The sequence below is a fragment of the Chondromyces apiculatus DSM 436 genome (genome assembly GCF_000601485.1).
GTDB lineage: Bacteria > Myxococcota_A > Polyangia > Polyangiales > Polyangiaceae > Chondromyces > Chondromyces apiculatus.
Genome location: NZ_ASRX01000010.1, coordinates 154858 through 173050 on the forward strand (window position 1 = coordinate 154858; position 18193 = coordinate 173050).

General features: G+C 72.5%; 13 protein-coding genes. 8 read left to right on the forward strand and 5 right to left on the reverse strand.

What is annotated here, in order from left to right; translation table 11 throughout:
* The first annotated feature begins 76 nt into the window (after positions 1-76).
* The 4 genes from CAP_RS07405 (at position 77) to CAP_RS54875 (ending at position 4437) form a co-directional block, all read left to right on the forward strand.
* A complete protein-coding gene (locus CAP_RS07405) occupies positions 77-1300 on the forward strand; it encodes an acetyltransferase domain-containing protein (protein ID WP_081864655.1) in 1224 nt (407 codons plus the stop codon).
* 141 nt (positions 1301-1441) lie between these two features.
* Positions 1442-2353, forward strand: coding sequence for a hypothetical protein (locus CAP_RS07410; RefSeq protein ID WP_044237758.1), 912 nt, complete (start codon positions 1442-1444; stop codon positions 2351-2353).
* 188 nt (positions 2354-2541) lie between these two features.
* Positions 2542-2895 carry a YciI family protein gene (locus tag CAP_RS07415; protein WP_044237761.1) on the forward strand — a complete coding sequence of 118 codons (354 nt, stop codon included), beginning with the start codon at positions 2542-2544 and terminating at the stop codon, positions 2893-2895.
* Between the two features lie 153 nt (positions 2896-3048).
* Complete coding sequence (locus tag CAP_RS54875) at positions 3049-4437, forward strand: RNA polymerase sigma factor (RefSeq protein ID WP_044237968.1); 1389 nt, start codon at positions 3049-3051, stop codon at positions 4435-4437.
* A gap of 36 nt (positions 4438-4473) precedes the next feature.
* Here the strand turns inward: CAP_RS54875 and CAP_RS07425 are convergent, their stop codons facing one another.
* The gene (locus CAP_RS07425) at positions 4474-5892 is read right to left on the reverse strand and encodes a flavin monoamine oxidase family protein (RefSeq protein ID WP_044237763.1); all 1419 of its coding nucleotides are present in this window, start codon (positions 5890-5892) and stop codon (positions 4474-4476) included.
* 70 nt (positions 5893-5962) lie between these two features.
* Positions 5963-6793, reverse strand: coding sequence for a phosphate/phosphite/phosphonate ABC transporter substrate-binding protein (locus CAP_RS43935; RefSeq protein ID WP_052374410.1), 831 nt, complete (start codon positions 6791-6793; stop codon positions 5963-5965).
* Between the two features lie 762 nt (positions 6794-7555).
* On the opposite strand from CAP_RS43935, the gene CAP_RS07435 reads away from it, so the two are divergent.
* The 3 genes from CAP_RS07435 to CAP_RS07445 are packed head-to-tail and all read left to right on the forward strand — an operon-like array spanning position 7556 to position 13427.
* Entirely contained in the window at positions 7556-8836 is a 1281-nt protein-coding gene (locus CAP_RS07435) for a TolC family protein (RefSeq protein WP_269324147.1), read from the forward strand.
* Positions 8833-10155: an efflux RND transporter periplasmic adaptor subunit gene (locus tag CAP_RS07440; protein WP_052374412.1), complete on the forward strand. Its 1323-nt coding sequence runs from the start codon at positions 8833-8835 to the stop codon at positions 10153-10155. The genes CAP_RS07435 and CAP_RS07440 overlap by 4 nt, the downstream gene beginning before the upstream one ends.
* A 20-nt stretch (positions 10156-10175) precedes the next feature.
* Positions 10176-13427, forward strand: coding sequence for an efflux RND transporter permease subunit (locus CAP_RS07445; protein ID WP_156040583.1), 3252 nt, complete (start codon positions 10176-10178; stop codon positions 13425-13427).
* Here CAP_RS07445 and CAP_RS07450 read toward each other — a convergent pair whose 3' ends face one another.
* On the reverse strand, positions 13428-15875 hold the full coding sequence (locus CAP_RS07450; RefSeq protein WP_044237768.1) for an AAA-type ATPase lid domain-containing protein: 2448 nt from the start codon (positions 15873-15875) through the stop codon (positions 13428-13430).
* Between the two features lie 185 nt (positions 15876-16060).
* On the opposite strand from CAP_RS07450, the gene CAP_RS07455 reads away from it, so the two are divergent.
* The gene (locus CAP_RS07455) at positions 16061-16390 is read left to right on the forward strand and encodes an SPW repeat domain-containing protein (protein WP_044237770.1); all 330 of its coding nucleotides are present in this window, start codon (positions 16061-16063) and stop codon (positions 16388-16390) included.
* An 84-nt stretch (positions 16391-16474) separates the two neighbouring features.
* Here CAP_RS07455 and CAP_RS49985 read toward each other — a convergent pair whose 3' ends face one another.
* Positions 16475-16774: a hypothetical protein gene (locus tag CAP_RS49985; protein ID WP_156040571.1), complete on the reverse strand. Its 300-nt coding sequence runs from the start codon at positions 16772-16774 to the stop codon at positions 16475-16477.
* 62 nt (positions 16775-16836) lie between these two features.
* A complete protein-coding gene (locus CAP_RS07465) occupies positions 16837-18192 on the reverse strand; it encodes a hypothetical protein (RefSeq protein WP_044237775.1) in 1356 nt (451 codons plus the stop codon).
* Position 18193: the final 1 nt, after the last annotated feature.

Here is an 18193-nt window from a genome sequence, read left to right on the forward strand (position 1 = left end):
GGCGGGTGCAAAAGGCCAGCTCGTCGTGCAGCGGCGGCATGACACTCCGGTGGATGCGCCTGTAGCGTGGCGCTCCATGGGTGCTGCCTCCCCTGTGTCCTCGTCACCGCTGCCCGAGGGGTCTCCGCCCCAGGTGTCGGTCGTGCCTCCGTCGGCCAGCGTCGCCGCCCGCGTCGCCAGCATGTCGCGCCTTGTCCCCCTCGACTGGATGCGCGGCCTGGTGATGGTGCTGATGACCGTCGACCACGCCTCGGGCGCCTTCAACGCGGGAAAGATCTCCTCGGACTCGGTGGCGTCCTGGAAGGTGGGGGCGGCGCTCCCGCTCGACCAGTTCCTCACCCGCTGGGTGACCCACCTCTGCGCCCCGACCTTCATCTTCCTCGCGGGCGCGGTGCTCGCGCTCAGCGTCGAGCGCCGGCTCGCGAAGGGAGAGGCCCCGGGGAAGGTCGACCGCTTCATCGTCTCTCGCGGCCTCTTCATCGCCCTCCTCGACGTGGTGTGGATGTCGTGGATCTTCGCCCGGCCCGGCGTGGTCCTCTTCCAGGTGCTCTACGCCATCGGCGCGGGCCTGGTGTGCATGGCCGCGCTGCGCAGGCTGACCACGCCGTGGCTCGTGGGCCTCTCGGCGGCGCTGATGCTGGGCGGCGAGGCGCTGGCCGGCCTCTCGCTGCTGCTGGGCGGTGGGCAGCCGACGTTGCCGGGAGCGCTGCTGATCACCGGAGGGAGGTTCCCGCCCCTGGTCATCGCCTACGCGCTGCTGCCGTGGCTGTCGGTGATGATGCTGGGGTGGGCGTTCGGCCGGGTGCTGGGCAAGAAGGAAGAGGCGGGGAGGGGAGTACGGCCGGCGCGGTTGCTCGCGGTAGCCGGCACCCTGGCGCTCGCGGGGTTCGCGGTGGTGCGGGGGCTGAACGGCTACGGCAACATGCGGCTCCTGCGCGACGATGGCTCGCTCGCGCACTGGCTCCATGTGAGCAAGTACCCGCCGAGCCTCTCGTACCTCCTCCTGGAGCTCGGGGTGATGGCGCTCGCGCTCTCGGGCTTCTTCGTGCTGGCGCGGCGCGTGGGCGAGCCGCGGTGGATGCGGCCGCTCGCGGTGCTGGGGCAGACGGCGCTCTTCTTCTACGTGCTCCACGTGCATGCGCTGCACCTCGCGGCGTGGGCGCTGGGGATGTCGCGCAAGGCGGGGCTCGGGGCGACGTACCTGTCGACCTTGCTGTTCGTGGTGGCGGTGTACCCGGCGTGCGTCGCCTACGGCCGGTACAAAGCGGCCCATCCGGAGGGATGGACGCGCTACCTGTGAAGCGGCGCCAGCCTCTCTCCGGCCTCCGATGCGCTTCGCAGCTTCGTCCCTGGTCCTCGGCGCTGTACTCTGCAAGAAAGAGGGTAGCGACCAAAGGGAGCGTAGGGGCCGCGAGGCCCCTGATTGAGGGTACGCAGTACCATGGCCAGTCTGGCGTATGTGTCCGAGAGGTTCGAGGAGCTGACGGCCGGGGTGCTGGCGCCGCTGGTGCTGGGGGGAACGATCCGGCCGGTGAGGCCGCTCGGGGTGGAGCTGGGGCTCAGCGTGGGGGCTGGGCGGACCATCGTGGACTCGGATCTTCGCTCGCAGGTGGACGTGGCGCGGGTGCGGATTGCCCGGCTCATCGCCCCGGTGGACACCCTGCCAGAGCTCTCCTCGTATGACTGGGCGCTGTGTGCGGCGCTGAACGACCTCTTCCAGGTCACCAACCATGAGCTGGGGGGCATGCTCACCCGCGGACGTTACCGCCGGCTCCTCGGCAGCGTGGTCGCGCTGTGCGAGCGGATTCCCCCGCCGCGCACGGTGGAGGCGGCGCTCTCGCGGCATGCCACGTTTGCGCGGGTCCTGGAGTGCGTGCGGACCGACACCACGGTCTCGTGGTGGACGGGGCGGGCGAGCTTCCGGGGGCAACCGCCGCCGTCGCGGCTCATGGCGTGGCCGCAGGTACGGAACGTCCATCTCGACGCGCGTCGGGTCACGCTCACGGACATGCTGGGTGGGGTGCAGGGCGTCAGCGAGGGGGAGTACCTGGATGCGGTGCGGCTCTGGCTCACGCGCACTCCGTTGACTGACCTCGCCACGATGGGGCGACGGAGCCCTGGGTTTGCGTGGTCGGCCCCGACGGTGAGCGTGATCGGCACGGCGCCTGGGCGCGCGCTCGCGTACCGGCTCCTGGCGCGGTACGGCAGGGAGCAGGCCTTGGAGGTGATGACGCGGGCGACGGCGGAGGTGCCGGCGCACTGCGAGGAGGCGCGGACCCTGTGCGAGGCGTTCTTGCGCGAAGTGACCGAGGGGCTCGGCCCGAAGAGCGAGGTGGTGCAGGCGGCGCGGTGAGGCGGCGCGGGCACCGCGGCGCAGTGACGGATGGTAACCGAGGCACGGATACCGCAAGGGTCGTCAAGGACACAGGTCTCGCCGGCAGCAGAAAAAAAGGATCGAGGGTGTGTCGATCCGGGGTCTTCTCGTTTGTCGTGAAGGGGACGGCGCCAGTGGGGCGCTGGGAACCAGGAGACGATGCACCGATGCAGTACATGATCCTCATCTATGACGACGAGTCCGTGTGGGCGAGCATGCCGGAGGCGCAGTCGCAGCAGCTCTTCGGGGAGTACAGGGCGTACACGGAGGAGATGACGAAGGCAGGCGTGCTTCGCGGAGGGGACGCGTTGAAGCCGGTCTCCACGGCGACCACGGTGCGCGTCCGGGAGGGAAAAACGCTGACGACCGATGGACCGTTCGCCGAGACGAAGGAGCAGCTCGGCGGCTACTACATCGTCGAGGTTCCCGACCTGGAGGCGGCGCTGAAGTGGGCGGCGAAGTGCCCGAGCGCGGCGATCGGATCCATCGAGGTGCGGCCGGTGATGGACTTCTCGGGCTGAGCGAGGGCGCAGCGGGATCGTCGCGCTGTGGCGCGGCGGTCCCGTGAACGACGCAGGGGTCTGGGTCGTCGCGCCGTGGCGCGGCAGCCCGGGCCTCTCGCGTGGTAGGGTCGCGGGCGATGCGCGCCGGGGGGCGTGCGCTCCGTGGGTGACGTGCGACCCAAAGCAACGATCGAGCGGGTGTTCCGGCAGGAGGGGGGGCGGGTCCTCGCGAGCCTGATCCGGCGGTGCGGGGGGGACTTCGACCTCGCGCAGGACGCGCTGCAGGATGCGTTCGCGCAGGCGCTCGCGGTGTGGCCCACGGAGGGCGTGCCGGAGCGCCCAGCCGCCTGGCTCACCACCACGGCGCAGAACCGGCTGCACAACCTGGTGCGGCGGGAGGGGGCCGGGCCGCTCGTCGCCCAGGAGCTGCCGGAGGTGGCGGCGCCGGAGGCGCAAGGCATCGAGGAGCTTCTCGATGCGCTGCACCTGCCCGACGATCGGCTGCGGTTGATCTTCACGTGCTGCCACCCGGCGCTGTCGCGGGAGGCGCAGGTGACGCTCGCGCTGCGGACGCTGTCGGGGCTGTCGACGGGGGAGATCGCGCGGGCGTTTCTGGAGAGCGAAGCGACGACGGCGCAGCGGCTCGTGCGTGCGAAGCGCAAGATCCGGGAGGCGCGGATCCCGTACGCGGTGCCTGCACCGGAGGCGCTGCCAGGGAGGATCGAGGGGGTCCTCGCGGTGGTGTACCTGGTGTTCAACGAGGGGTACGTGGCGACGTCCGGGGAGGGGCTGGTGCGCGGGGATCTCGCGGCGGAGGCGGTGTCGCTCGGGCGGCTCCTCGTGGAGCTGCTCCCGGAGGAGCCAGAGGTGCTGGGGCTCGCGGCGTTGATGCTCCTGCACGACGGGCGGCGCGAGGCGCGGACAGGGCCGGACGGGGGGCTGGTGACGCTGGAGGAGCAGGATCGGAAGCGGTGGGATCGGGCGGCCATCGCGGAGGGGCTCGCGCTCCTCGATCGGGCGATGGAGCTGCGGAGGGGCGCTGCGCGGGCAGCATCGGCGGGACAGGCTGTGTCGGCGGGGCAGGCAGCGTCGGCGGGGCAGGCAGCGTCGGCGGGGCAGGTCATGTCAGCAACGCGGGCGGCGTCGCGGGGAGGCGTGGTGCCGGCCTTGGCGGCGGCGCCTTACCAGATCCAGGCGGCGATCGCGGCGCTGCACGCGCAGGCCGCGACGCCGGAGGCGACGGACTGGCGGCAGATCGCGGCGCTCTACTGCGCGCTCCTGCGGGTGCAGCGCTCGCCGGTGGTGGAGCTCAACGCGGCGGTGGCCGTGGCGATGGCGGACGGGGTGGAGCGAGGGCTGGTCTGGCTCGACAGGCTCGCGCTCCGCCCGGAGCTCGCGCGCTACCACCTCTTGCCGGCGGCGCGCGCGGATCTGTTCCGCCGCGTCGGACGCTGGGACGAGGCGAGGGACGCTTACGCCGCGGCGCTCGCGCTGGCGACGAATGCGCAGGAGCGGGCGTACCTCGCGCGTCGGTTGCAGGAGCTGCCCTCGGCGGGTTGAGGTCCCTGCTCGGAGGGGCGAGGGGACGCGCGTCCCCTAAAGCCCCGCGGTGAGGGCCTGATCGGCGGCGGCGTAGCCGGCGCTCACGGCGCCGTCGAGGTAGCCCACCCAGGCGGTGGCGGCCTCGGCGCCTGCCCAGTGGATGCGGTTGAAGGGGCGGCGGAGGGCGCGGCCGAAGGCGGTGAGGGCGCCGGGGGGAGCGACGCCGGTGGGGCCGCCCCAGGACCAGGGGTCGGCGCTCCAGTTCTTGTAGAGGAAGTGGCGCGGGGTGCGGAAGCGCTCGTCCTGGAAGGTGTCGACGAGGGCGGCGCAGACGGCGCGCTGCACCTCGGCGTCGCTCTGGCCGCCGAGGGCGTCGGCGTGATCGCCGACGACGAAGGCCATGAGGGAGGCAGGGTGAGGGGGCACCGTGCAGTCCATGGTCCAGATGAGCGGGGTGGTGTTGCCGATGGAGAGGCCGGAGTAGCGGGGGTACCAGAAGGGCTCGTCGTAGACCGCGTAGCACTTGATGGTGCGTCCGAGCGGGGAGCGCTGGGCGAGGTGGATGCGGTCGGGGGGGAGCGGGGGGTCGTAGTCGATACGGGAGGAGACCGCGGGGCTCGTGGCGACGATGGCGCGGCGGGCCTGGAACTCGGCGCCGGCGCGGGTGGTGACGGTGACGCCGGTGTCGTGCTGGGCGATGCGCATCACCGGGTGGTCGAGGCGCACGACGGGGCCGAGCTGCGCGGCGAGGCGCTGGCAGACGTCGTGCACGCCGTACCGGAAGAAGAAGCCCTGCGCCGCGTCCTTGCCCTGGTTGTCGAGGAGGGTGTCGAGGCTGCCGGCGGTGGCGGCGTACCAGAGGAAGTAGAGGAACGACATCTCGGCGGGCTCGACGGACCAGACGGCGCGCACCCCGACGCGGAGCATGTCCTCGTCGAGGCGGGTGAAGAACACGTCGCTCTTCAGGAAGTCCTCGACCGACCAGTCGTCCCAGCGCTCGGCGTTGGGGGCGTTCCACGGGTCGTGGACGTGGTTCCTCATCACCTGGATGAAGCGCTCCAGGCGGAACTGCATGCGCCAGATGCCGAAGAGGGAGAGGGGGTTGAAGGCGGACCAGGGGAGGGCCGCCTCGGTGGACGCGAGGGTGCGCTCGCCGTTGAGGTAGTAGACGGCGCTGCCCTCGGCGCGCACGGGGATGACGTCGGAGGTGGGGTCGTCGAAGTCGATGCGGAGGCCGAGCTCGCGGCAGAGCTGGATGAGGGCGAGCTGGTTCGTGCCGAGGTAGGCGGCGCCGAGATCGAAGGTGTGCTCGCCGCTGTCGAGCGCGACGACCTCGTGGCGCGCCCTGCCGCCCGTGCGCGACTGCGCTTCAAGGACGATGACGCTGCGGCCTTGCTGGGTGAGCTTGCGCGCGGCGCACATGCCGGAGAGGCCGGCGCCGATGACGATCACATCGCACTGCTCTGCGGGCATGGTGCGCTCCTTGGTCCAACCAACCTGGGGAACGACACTCTAGGGGGAAACCGAGGCCCCTCGTGGAGATTCAGAGCGAGAACGCGGAGGGAGACGGGTCGCGGCCGAGGTCGACGAGGGTGCGCAGGGCGCGGGCGTCGGCGGCGGCGAAGGGGGCGAAGCGCTCCACGCCGAAGAGAGAGCGGAGGGGCTCGCTGGCGGAGGAGTGATCGGCGATGCGCTGCAGGGCGACGGTGAGCGCGGAGCGGGCGAAGATGGGCACCGTGGAGAGACCGGCGATGAGATCGGCGGGGATGGGGCCGGCGGTGTCGAGGACGCGGGCCTTGCGGCCGGGGGCGACGCCCAGGAAGCCGGCGCTGACCAGCGGACGGAGCGGGTCCGACGCCTCGTAGACCGCGTAGGTCGCGCCCACGTCGGCCCGGCCGTGCAGCACCGCTTCGGCGACGCGGCCGTGGGTGTCGTGGAAGACCTCGGAGGAGAAGAGCCGGCGCGGGTCGAGGCCGCGGCGGCGCAGCGCGGCGCGCGTGAAGAGGTAGCCGCTGGCGCTGCTCGGGGCGACCCAGGCGGCGCGCGTCCCCGCGAGCTGCTCGAGGGAGGTGTAGGGCGACGCCTCGTCGACGAAGAGGGAGGCGTGGTAGAGCGACGCGCCGGCGCGGACCGAGCTGACGAGGGGCACGACCGAGGCCAGGCCGGGGTTCGTGACCATCAGGGTCGGCGAGAGCCAGGCGAGGTGCACCCTGCCCGCGGCGACGGCCGAGGCGAGGGCGCTCGGCGAAGGCGCGCGGTGAGGCGCGATCACCGTGCCGACGAGGTCTCCGAGCAGCGTGCAAAAGTCGGCGAGGTGCAGCCGGGTGCGGGCGTCGTCGGTGGCGGGTACGAGGCCGAACGTGAGCCGCGGCATGGGATGCGGCGGCGTGTGCCTGCGTGGTGGTGTCATCGTTTCCAGCGTACCGGACGGCGGTGACAGCGGGGTGACTGTTTGGAGCCGCTGACACCGCAGCCCGCAGGCTTTCGAGTGCCTCCAAAACGCTCGACGTGCGTGCTGGGAGGTGAGGCAGCTCGCTCAGGGATCGTTTGAGCACCGGGGAACTGCGCGTGACGAAGGCGGTGCCCGACGAGGAAAGAGCAGCACGCGGCCACGAGGGTGTACGTGGGGCGAAGAGGTCGCGACGGACGCCTCCGCCAGCGTCGCTACCTCCTCTTCCCTACATGTGTCTGCCTCCATGAACGGCGCTCAGGGCCTCGGCGTCGTGTCCTCGGGGACGCGAGGTCTCGTCCTTGGGAGGCGACCGATCTGTGTGCTGCCTCTCCTTTGAACAGAGCCGCTCTGCCTCGGGGCTCATGGGGAGGGGGCGCGAGGTCTACAAAAGGTGGAGCGGAGACGGAGGGATGGGACGTGCGGATCAGGGGATAGGGGCGTGCGGGCTGCTGTGGACACCTGCCGGCGAACGATGTAACAGTTGTGAAAGTGTTGTAGTAACCAAGGGTGCCCGCGCGGAAGCTGGGCATGCTCGGCTCCGGTGTTGCTGTGGGGCTGTGTATGTCTGCTCCCGGGTGTGCCTGGTCCTCGGGTTTCGTCGGGTGCCGGTCTCCGGTGCGGGTGGAGCTTGCCGGGACCGGCGGGGCACCGGCAGGCAGGCGCTGGCAGGCAGGCGAGGGACAGGTGCACAGAGCACGCAAGGGAGCTGTGGGGTCGTCCGGGGGGATCGGGCTCACCAGCCGCTGGGCCGCGTGGGTGCGGGCGGCGCTGGTCGCGTGGGTGCTGCTCGTGCCGGAGGCGGTCGCCGCGGCGGAGGTGCTGACGCGGGCGCGGGTGGTCGCGCTGTCGCGCCTCGCGCCCACGGTGCGGACGGCGAGCGCGGAGGTGGGCGTGGCGCGGGCGGAGCGGGAGGCGGCGGGGGTGTTCTCGCTGAGCAACCCGGTGCTGTCCGCGGCGGGAGGGCTGCGGGTGAACGCGGATGGACGGGTGCCCGTCGCAGCCGCGGCGAGCCTGTCGTTCCCGTTCGATCTGGGCGGGCAGCGCGCGGCACGGGTGGATGCGGCCGGAGGTGCGCTCAAGGCGGCGGAGGCGCTCGGGGCCGATACGGGGCGGAAGATGCTCCTGGCGGTGCTCCTGCAGCACGCGCAGGTGCTGCGGGACGAGCGGGAACTCGGCCTCGCGCGCATGCGTCGGGAGCTGGCGCAGGGGCTGCTCACCACGGTGGAGCGGCGGCGCGCTGCCGGTGAGATCCGGGAGACGGACGCGGCGCTGGCGACGCTGCAAGCGTCACGAGAGGCGGCGGCCGCCGTGACGGCGGAAGGAGCGCGGGACGCGGATCTGGCGGTGCTGGTGGCGCTGCTCGGCATCGCGGACGAGGCGCCCACGGTGTCGGGGCAGCTCCTGCCGGAGAACGATCCCCCGGCACTCGCGGTGCTGCTGCGGGAGGCGGAGGCGCGCACGGACGTGCGGGCAGCACAGGCGCAGGCGGTGTCGGCGCGGGCGCGGGTGGGGCGGGAGGAGGCCGCGAAGTGGTCGTCGCTCAGCGTCTCGGCGCAGTACGAGCTGGACGAGGGGGCGCACATCGGGATGGTGGGGGTGTCGGCGCCGCTGCCGCTCCTGAACGCGAACCGGGCGGCGGTGGCGGCGGCGCGGGCCGAGGTGGAGGTGGCCGACGCACGGCTCGCGGTGGCGCGGACAGGGGCAGCGGGGCAGATCCGGCAGCTCCACGCGCGGTACACCTCGACGCGGGCGGCGCTCGAGGCGCTGGGGGCGACGGCGGAGCTGGCGAAGCGGGCGTCGGCGCTGGCGCAGCGCTCCTTCGAGCTCGGGGAGAGCGACACCTACAGCGCGCTGCTGGTGCGGCGGGAAGCGCTCGATGCGCAGCTCGCGCTGCTCGCGGCGGAGCATGCGCACGCGAACGCGAAGATCGAGCTCCTGGTGCTGTCGGGGAGGGTGCCGCGATGAGCAGCGCGCCGAGGGTGGAACTGACGCGGGGGAAGATCGCGCTGCTGGTTCTGGGGGTGCTGGGGATCGCGGCGGTGACGGCCGGGGTGACGGTGCTGGTGGAGCACGCGGTGCACGGGGAGCCAGCGCACGGAGGGCACAGCGAGGACGAGCACGGGCACGAGCACGGGAAAGACGAGCACGGGAAAGACGAGCACGGGAAAGATGAGCACGGGCACGGGAAAGACGAGCACGGGCACGGCGAGGAGGAGCACGGGGAGGGGAGGGTGGTGCTCAAGCCGGCGATGGTGGCGAACGCGGGGGTCGAGGTGGTCGCTGCAGGGCCAGGGCGGGTCGCGGTGACGGTGACCTTGCCCGGCGAGGTGGCGCTGAACGCGGACAGGGTGGCGCACGTGACGCCGCGGGTGGCAGGGGTGGTGCGCGAGGTGAAGCGGAACCTCGGCGACGTGGTGAAGAAGGGGGAGGTCCTGGCGGTGCTCGACAGCCGGGAGCTGGCCGATCTACAGCGGGAGGCGCTGACGGCGCGGGAGCGGCTGGAACTGGCGGAGACGAGCTTCAAGCGGCAGGAGGCGCTCTGGCAGGAGAAGGTGACGAGCGAGAAGGAGTTCCTCGCGGCGAAGCAGGCCCTCGCAGAGGCGCGGATCGAGCACCGGAGCGCGCTGCAGAAGCTCTCGGTGGGATCGGGGGGGCGCTCGAAGGACGGGGGATACGCGCTGATGGCGCCGCTCGACGGGGCGATCATCGAGCGGCACGCGACGGTGGGCGAGGTGCTGACGGGCGACACGCGGGCGTTCACGGTCGCGGATCTGTCGACGATCTGGGTGAACGTGACGGTGTACGCGAAGGACCTGGCGCAGGTGCGGGTGGGGCAGGTGGCGCGGGTGCGCGCGGAGGGGATCGCGGAGGCGGCGGAGGGGACGATCACCTACCTGAGCCAGGTGGCCGATGAGCAGACGCGCTCGTCGACCGCGCGGGTGGTGCTGCTGAACCCGGGGCCGGCGTGGAGGCCAGGGCTCTTCGCGACGGCGGACATCGGCGTGAACGAGATCGAGGCGCGGGTGACGGTGCTGGACGAGGCGGTGCAGCGGCTCGACGGCAAGGACGTGGTGTTCGTGCAGGAGGGGGACGCGCCGGAGGGCGGGGCGGTGTTCGAGGCGCGGCCGGTGCGGATTGGGCGGCGGGGGACGTCGGCCGACGGCACCGGCGGCAAGACGGTCGAGGTGCTCGCCGGCATCGAGGCAGGAGACCGGTACGCCGGGAAGAACAGCTTCGTTCTCAAGGCGGAGCTGGGCAAATCCGGGGCCGCGCACGAGCACTGACGGAGGCGCTGGTGTTCACGCTGCTCGGGAAGCTTCTGTCGTTCTCGGTGCGCCACCGCTGGGCGGTGGTGCTGGTGACGCTCGCGGTGGCGGCGCTCGGGGTGCACAACTTCCGGCGCCTGCCCATCGACGCGGTGCCAGACATCACCAGCGTGCAGGTGCAGATCAACACGCCGGTGGAGGCGCTCTCGCCCGTGGAGGTGGAGCGGCGGATCAGCTTCCCCATCGAGTGGGCGATGGGGGGGCTGCCGCGCGTCACGCAGGTGCGGTCGCTGTCGCGGTACGGGCTGTCGCAGGTGACGGTGGTCTTCGAGGACGGGACCGACATCTACTGGGCGCGCCAGCTCGTGAGCGAGCGGCTCGCGGCGGCGAAGTCGGCGATGCCGCCCGGGAAGGTGGAGCCGCAGATCGGGCCGATCGCGACGGGGCTCGGCGAGATCTACATGTGGTCGGTGGAGGCGAAGGAGGGGGCGCTCCGGCCCGACGGGCAGCCGTACACGCTGACGGATCTGCGCACGCTGCAGGACTGGGTGGTGAGGCCGCAGCTCCGCACCGTGAAGGGGGTCACGGAGGTGAACTCCATCGGCGGCTACCAGCGCCTGTTCCAGGTGGCGCCCGATCCGGCGAGGCTCCTCTCGTACGGGCTGTCGTTCCGGGACGTGCTCGGGGCGCTCGCGGCGAACAACGCCAACGCGGGCGGGGGGTACATCGAGCACAAGGGGGAGCAGTACCTGATCCGGGCGACGGGGCTGGTGGAGGGCGAGGACGACATCCGGGAGATCGTGGTCGGGCAGCACGATGGGATCCCGATCCGGATCCAGGACGTGGCCGAGGTGGGGGTGGGGCAGGATCTCCGCACGGGGGCCGCGACGGAGGGCGGGCGCGAGGCGGTGATCGGCACGGCGATCATGCTGCTCGGGGAGAACAGCCGGGTGGTGTCGCAGCGGGTGGACGCGCGCATCGCGGAGGTGAACCGGTCGCTGCCGGAGGGGGTCTCGGTGCGGACCCTGTACGACCGGACGTACCTGGTCGAGGCGACGCTGCGCACGGTGACGCGGAGCCTGCTGGAAGGCGCCGGCCTGGTGATCCTGGTGCTGGTGCTCCTGCTCGGGAACGTGCGGGCGGCCTTGATCGCGGCGGCGGTGATCCCGCTGTCGATGCTCATCGCGGTGAGCGGGATGCGGGTGTGGGGGATCAGCGGCAACCTGATGAGCCTCGGGGCGCTCGACTTCGGGCTGATCGTGGACGGGTCGGTGATCATCGTGGAGAACTGCGTGCGCAGGTTCGCCGCGGAGCAGCACCGGCTCGGCAGGGTGCTCACCGGCGAGGAGCGGCGGACGCTGGCCTACGAGGCGTCGCAGGAGGTGCGGAAGGCGACGCTGTTCGGGGAGATCATCATCGCCATCGTGTACGTGCCGATCCTGACGCTCACCGGGATCGAGGGGAAGATGTTCCGGCCCATGGCCGCGACGGTGGTGCTGGCGCTCGCGGGGGCGACGGTCCTGTCGATGACGCTGATCCCGGCGCTGGTGGCGCTGGTGCTGCGCGGCAAGATCACCGAGCGGGAGAACCGGGGGCTGCGCTGGGCGCGGCGGGGCTACGAGCGGGCGCTCGACTGGGTGCTCGCGCGGCGTGGTCTGGTGCTCGGGGGAGCCACGGCGATCGTGGCGCTGTCGGGGGTGCTGGCCACGCGCCTCGGGAGCGAGTTCGCGCCGAAGCTGAGCGAGGGGGCGCTGGCCATCCAGCCGGCGCGCATCCCGTCGATCAGCCTGACGCAGAGCCTGGTCATGCAGGGGCAACTGGAGCGCACGCTGCGCGAGCGGTTCCCCGACGAGGTGGCGGAGATCTTCGCGCGCACGGGGACGGCCGAGGTGGCGACGGATCCGATGGGGCCCAACGTCTCGGATACGTACGTGATGCTGAAGCCGCGCGAGGGGTGGACGCGGGCGACGACGCAGGAGGAGCTGGCAGAGGCGATGGCCGAGGTGCTCGAAGCGCTGCCTGGCCAGAGCTACGAGATCAGCCAGCCCATCGAGCTGCGGTTCAACGAGCTGACCAGCGGGGTGCGCAGCGACGTGGCCGTGAAGGTGTTCGGCGACGATCTGGAGGTGATGATCCGGGAGGCGCAGCGGGTGAGCGCGGTGCTGGCGACCATCCCCGGCGTCGCCGATCTCAAGGTGGAGCAGGTGACGGGGCTGCCGGTGCTGACCATCGACATCAACCGGCGGGCGGTGGCGCGCTACGGGATCAACGTCGCGGATGTGCAGTCGATCGTGGAAGCCGCGGTGGGCGGGGTGAGCGCGGGCGAGGTGTTCGAGGGGGACCGGCGGTTCGACCTGGTGCTGCGGTTGCCGGACGCGATCCGGCGGGACGTGGGGGCGCTGGAGAACCTGCCGGTGCCGCTCCCGGCGGCACGCGAGGGGGGGCACGCGCACGCGGAGGCCGGGGGGGAGCTGGGGGCGGGGCGCGTCAGCCGGCCGGGGTTCGTGCCGCTCGGGGCGCTGGCGACGATCAAGCTGGAGGAGGGGCCCAACCAGGTGAGCCACGAGGACGGCAAGCGGCGGGTGGTGGTGCAGTGCAACGTGCGGGGGCGCGATCTCGGGGGGTTCGTGGACGAGGCGCAGGAGCGGCTCGACGCCGAGGTGAAGCTGCCGGCGGGGTACTGGATCGCGTGGGGCGGGCAGTTCGAGAACTTGCTCACGGCCCGAGCGCGGCTCGCGCTGGTGGTGCCGGTGGCGCTCGGGCTGATCTTCACGCTGCTCTACGCAACCTTCGGGACGGTGAAGAACGCGCTGCTGATCTTCACGGGGGTACCGCTCGCGCTCACGGGCGGGGTGATGGCGCTGTGGATCCGGGGGCTGCCGATCTCGATCGCGGCGGCCGTGGGGTTCATCGCGCTCTCCGGGGTGGCGGTGCTCAACGGGCTGGTGATGGTGACGTTCATCGAGAACTGCCGTCGCGAGGGGGTGCCGCTCGACGAGGCGGTGCACCAGGGGTCGGCGGCGCGGCTGCGGGCGGTGCTGATGACGGCGCTGGTGGCCGCGCTCGGGTTCGTGCCGATGGCCCTGGCGACGGGCACGGGATCGGAGGTGCAGCGGCCCCTGGCGACAGTGGTGATCGGGGGGATCCTCTCCTCGACGACGCTGACCTTGCTGGTGCTGCCGGTGCTGTACCGGCTGTTCCACCAGCACGAGCGGACGCGGAAGGGCGGGGCGAGCGGGGGCGAGGGCGAGGGCGGCGAGGGCGAAGGGGTCAGGGGCGAAGTGGCCTGATCAGGCGCGCTTGCTGGAGCGGCGGCGGCGCGGGGCGGGCGGAGCGAGGTCGCTCGTGTCGAAGGTGAGGGGAGCCGTGGTGGCTGCCTGGAAGCCAATGGCGGTCAGCTCGCGGACGCCGACCACGTCTCCTTCGGTGACGAGGACGGCGCGCAGGAGCACGGCGGCGAGCTCGGCGTCGTTGCCGGGCCAGGGGTACTCGAGGATGAGCGAGAGGGCATGGAGGTCGAGGCCGAGGGGGCGGCCGCGTAGCCGGGTGCCGAGGCGCGCGAGCTGCTCCAGGGAGAGGGCGCGGAGGTCCTCGCCACGATCGGCCAGGGTGGGGAGGGCGACGGCGCGGTCGCCGAGGCGATCGGCGAGGCGCTCACCCATCTGGCCGGCAGCGACGAGGACGTCGGGGGTCTGAGGGACGGAGACCACGAGGCCCACGTCGTCGGGGAGGGAGGCGCCGATCTCGTCCTGCACGTCGGCGGGGAGGACGTGGGCGTCGAGGACGACGAGGGTGCCGCCGCGCGCGGTCTCCACGGGAGAGGTGTCGGGGTCGCGCCACCGGGCGAGGGTGTGCTCGGCGCCGCCGGTGCCGTCGACGAGGGTGAAGGGGCCGCCGGAGCGGGGGGAGGCGAGGTGGGCGAGCGAGGCCCAGGCGACGGCGTCGATGCCCGGCCCCGAGAGCAGGGTGACGGGGCGGCCGCCGACGCTGAGCCGCTCGATGTGCTCGACGGCGGCGCGCGCGGCGGGGCTGTAGGCGCCCACGCGCGCGGGGCGGGCGAGGCGCTCGGCGATGCCGCGGCGGCGCGCTTCGCCGTGGGCGAGTTCGCGGGCGAGGCGGTCGGATTCGGTCTCCGCGTGGGTGAGCTTGCGCTGCATGTCCATCTCGCGCTCGCGGGATCGGGCGAGCATGCCCGCGGCGCTGAGCACGGCGCCGAGCCGGTCGGCGAGCATGCGCAGTCCCTCGACCTCTTCGAGGGTCATGGGGGCGCGCCGGCCCGCGCGCGGCAAGGCCAGGGCGCCCGCAGGGCCGATGGCGTCGCGTACCGCGGCGACCGTGCCGATGCCGCGCTCTTCGAGCCACGCGAGGAGGGGGCGCACCTCCGCGCGGCGCACCTGGGCGGCTTCGAGGACCTCGATCCGGAGCACGCCCTCGGGTTCGTCGTCGGCGAGCGTGACGAGGCGCTGGGGGATCTCCGTGCGCTCGCGGTGGGCGTAGCCGGCGAGATCGACGGTGACGCGCTCCGGCGGCGCGAGGCGGTAGAGCGCTGGGCCGACGGGGGACGGGGGGCGATCCGCGAGGCCGGGCCGCGGGAGGGGGCGCGCGGGGCCTCGGCCGTCCCAGAGGTCACGGAGGGCGAGGAGCGCGGCCTCCATGGCGGTGTCGGGATCGGGGTGGAGGGCGGCGCGGGCGGCAGCGTCGAGGCCGCGCAGCCAGCGCGCTCCTTCAGGGGCGAAGCGGCGGCTGAGCCGGGGCGCGAAGAGTCCGGCGATCGCGCAGGCGGCGCAGGCCACGAACACGGCCGCGCCGAGGGGGGTGCGGGGCAGGCCGACGAGGGTGCGCTCGGCGGCGTCGAGGCGCAAGGGGCTGTCGTGCACGATGTACACAGCCAGCAGGGCGACGGGGGTGGCGAGCGCGGCGAGGGCGAGGGTCACCCGGAGGGCGCGGGAGAGGGCCGCGGGGTTTCCGGAGACGACGCTGATCGCCACGCAGAGCGAGGCGATGGTGCTCGTCAGAGGCAGCAGGGACTCGGGCCGCGCCACGCCGGCGAGCGCGGCGAGCACGCCGATGGAGAGGGCGGTGAGGGTGAACAGGAGCGCGGCTTCGGTGCGGTCGGCGACGCCGAGTTCCAGGCGGCGATCGATGCGGACGCGGACGAGGGCGACCACGATGATGGCGAGCGCGCCGAGCGCAGCGGTGGTGGTGGCGTAGGCGATCGCGGAGGGGTCGAGGCCGATGGCGCGCTCCGGGATGACCGCGTCGGCCGCGGGGAGGGCGACGGCGATGGTCCAGAAGAGCGAGGCGAACGCGGCGGCGTCGAGGCGGCGCGCGGTGGGAGGAGGCTGGAGGAGCCCGCCGAGACCCGCCATGCGTGACAGGGACCAGAGGGCCGCGATGGAGGCGATGGCCGCGCCGAGGTTGCCGAGCGCGAGGAGCGAGGAGGAGGCGGGGCCGGTGCGGGTGGCGAGGAGGAGGGCAGCGCCGGTCACGGCGGCGCGGGCGGCGCTGCGCGCGGAAGGGTCGATGCGGTCCTCGGCTCCGCCCGCGTGGCCGGCCTGGCCTGCACGGCCCCGGTCGACGAGGGGTGCCGTGAGGCGGAATGCCAGCGCGAGCAGCAGGGGCAGGCCGGTGAGCGCGAACCAGGCGGGGCCCCGTCCGCCCGAGGCGCGAAGGGCCGCAAAGGCGGCGTACGCGACGGCCGCCGCAGCGATCCAGAACGAGCGCGCCCGCCACGGCATGGGCGCAGCCTACTCCGCGACCGCCAGCGGGCCACGTTTCCCGGCCCCGGGGGGGAGCAGGCGTGTGAGGTGGCACCGGGTTCGCAAGGCCTTGCGCGTGACGTCAGCCGTGAGGTCCGGCCGCCGCCGCGACGCTCCTCGGGCAGACATGCCACCAGAAAAGAGAGGGGGTCATGAGAGAACAGATGACAGTGGCTCGTGGCGTGAACATCGCGCTGGGGCTGTGGCTCTTCGCCTCCGCGTTCCTGTGGCAACACACCGAGGCGCAGTTCACCAATGCCTGGGTGATCGGCGTGCTCTCCACGACCTTCGCCGTGCTGGTGCTGTGGGCACCCTCTGCACGGCACCTGAACACCGCGCTCGGCGTCTGGACGGTGCTGAGCGCCTGGGTGCTGCCGTCGATCTCGACGATGACGGTGTGGAACAACGTCATCGTCGGCATCGGGATCTTCGCGACGTCGCTGCTGCCTGCGGTGGACATGCAGACCACCCCGACCAACGCGTCGCGGGGGTAGCGGGCTGTTCTACGCGCTCGCTACGTGCACCTCACCCGCCCGGTCATCAAGGCGGGCCACCAGCCCCGCCTGGTCATCAAGCCATCAAGGCGCGCCGCCAGCCCCGCCAGCCCCGCCGGCTCCTCCAGCCCCGCCGGCTGCATCTGCCCCGCCACCCGCACCGCCGCCGCCGCCCGTGCCGGCGAGGCCGCCAGCGCCTCCCATGCCCGCCGCGCCACCCGAGCCGCCTTCACCCGCCGGTGAGCCTCCCGCCCCGCCACCACCGCTGGCCTGGTAGGAGCCCTCATCCATGGGCAGGGTCCCCGCGCAGCCTCCCAGGGAGGCCATGCCTGCACCGAGAGCGAGCACCGCCATGATCCACTGCCACCCCGTCCGATGAATCATCGCACTGACCTCCGGGTCTTCGAGCCTCCCGCGTCGGCGACGCGCGTGAGGCGTCATGGCCGCTAGTAGGCGTATGCCGCGCCGAGCCGGATGCCGAGGTACTGATCCAGGGCGCCACCAGCGACGGAAGTGTCGCCGGGGACCGGTGTGAAGGAGGAGAAGAACCGCGCGTAGTCGAGCTGAACGCGCGCCTCGACGCCGCTTGCGATGGGGATGGCCACGCCTCCGCCGAGCGCGAAGCCGAGGACGCTCGCGTCGGTGAAGGCGTCGTAGACTGCGCCGGAAGACAGAGGGATGAAGAAGTCGAACCCGGCGAGGATCGCCACCGGGCCCACGGGGGCGCGCAGATCGAGGCCGAGGCGGAAGGCGCTGTAGGAGACGTCCGGGAGCAGACCGTCGACCTCGGAGCCGTCGAACGTGAACGACTGCAGGCGCAGCCCGACCCCGACCCCCAGGATGGCGGAGGAGGGGGTCTTGCCGAGGTGAATGCGCTCGCGGAGGCCGACGTGGAAGCGCTGGTAGGTCGTGCTGACCGACTCCTCGGCGCCTTCTTCGGCCGAGCTGAGACCGAGCGCGCGGGCGTAGCCCAGCGTGATCCCGAGGTCCTTGAGGAAGGGGACACTGGTCCCTGCCAGCGGGTAGACCTCGGCACCCACCACGATCATCGGTGCCCCGAAGACGCTGTAGGGCCGCAGGTTGTCCGTGACTGGCTGGGAGTAGTCGAACCAGCGGCCACCGAACTCCAGGCCGAGGTCGGCGATGAAGATGGCGCTACCCACCTGGTTCTTCGGTCTCGGCCCGGAGGGGCCGGCGTCCTCTTCTTCCTCCTCCTTCTTCTTGTCTTCAGGCTCGGGCTCGGGCTCGGGCTTCTCGATCTTCTCGGGGGCGCTCGAGGGCGGCGGAGCGAGGTCGCGCAACACCGGACCCAGGGCCGCGTCGATGGATCGGAGGTAGTCGGCCTCGTTGCCACGCAGCGCGATCGGCTCGTCGACCGGGAGATCGTCGGACTGCTGATCGACGTAGACGAGGTAGAGTTCCTTGCGCGATCCCGCCTGGCGCATGAGCCCGAGCACCGCTGCCTGGATGCCCGCCGCCTTGAGGGCTTTGCGGATCTTCGGCAGCACGCGTGCGCGGGGTTTCGCGTCCGCGATGGCCTTGCCGAGCGGCAGACGGACCCCTGCCTTCTTGAGCGCCTTCGCGAAGACTTCCGGATCGGCGACCTGCAAGGTCTCGGGGACGATGGCCTGGATGGCCGCTCCCATGGAGTCGGCCTCTTCACCCTCGATGAGGATGGCGATGGACTTGGCCTCCTCGGACTGCGCCGCAGCGGGGGCCGCAGTGGTGAAGATCGTCGCGGCGCCCGCGGCTCCGAGCAGCAGGTGTGCGCACAGCCGCACGGCGAGGAAGCGGCTGCGCACA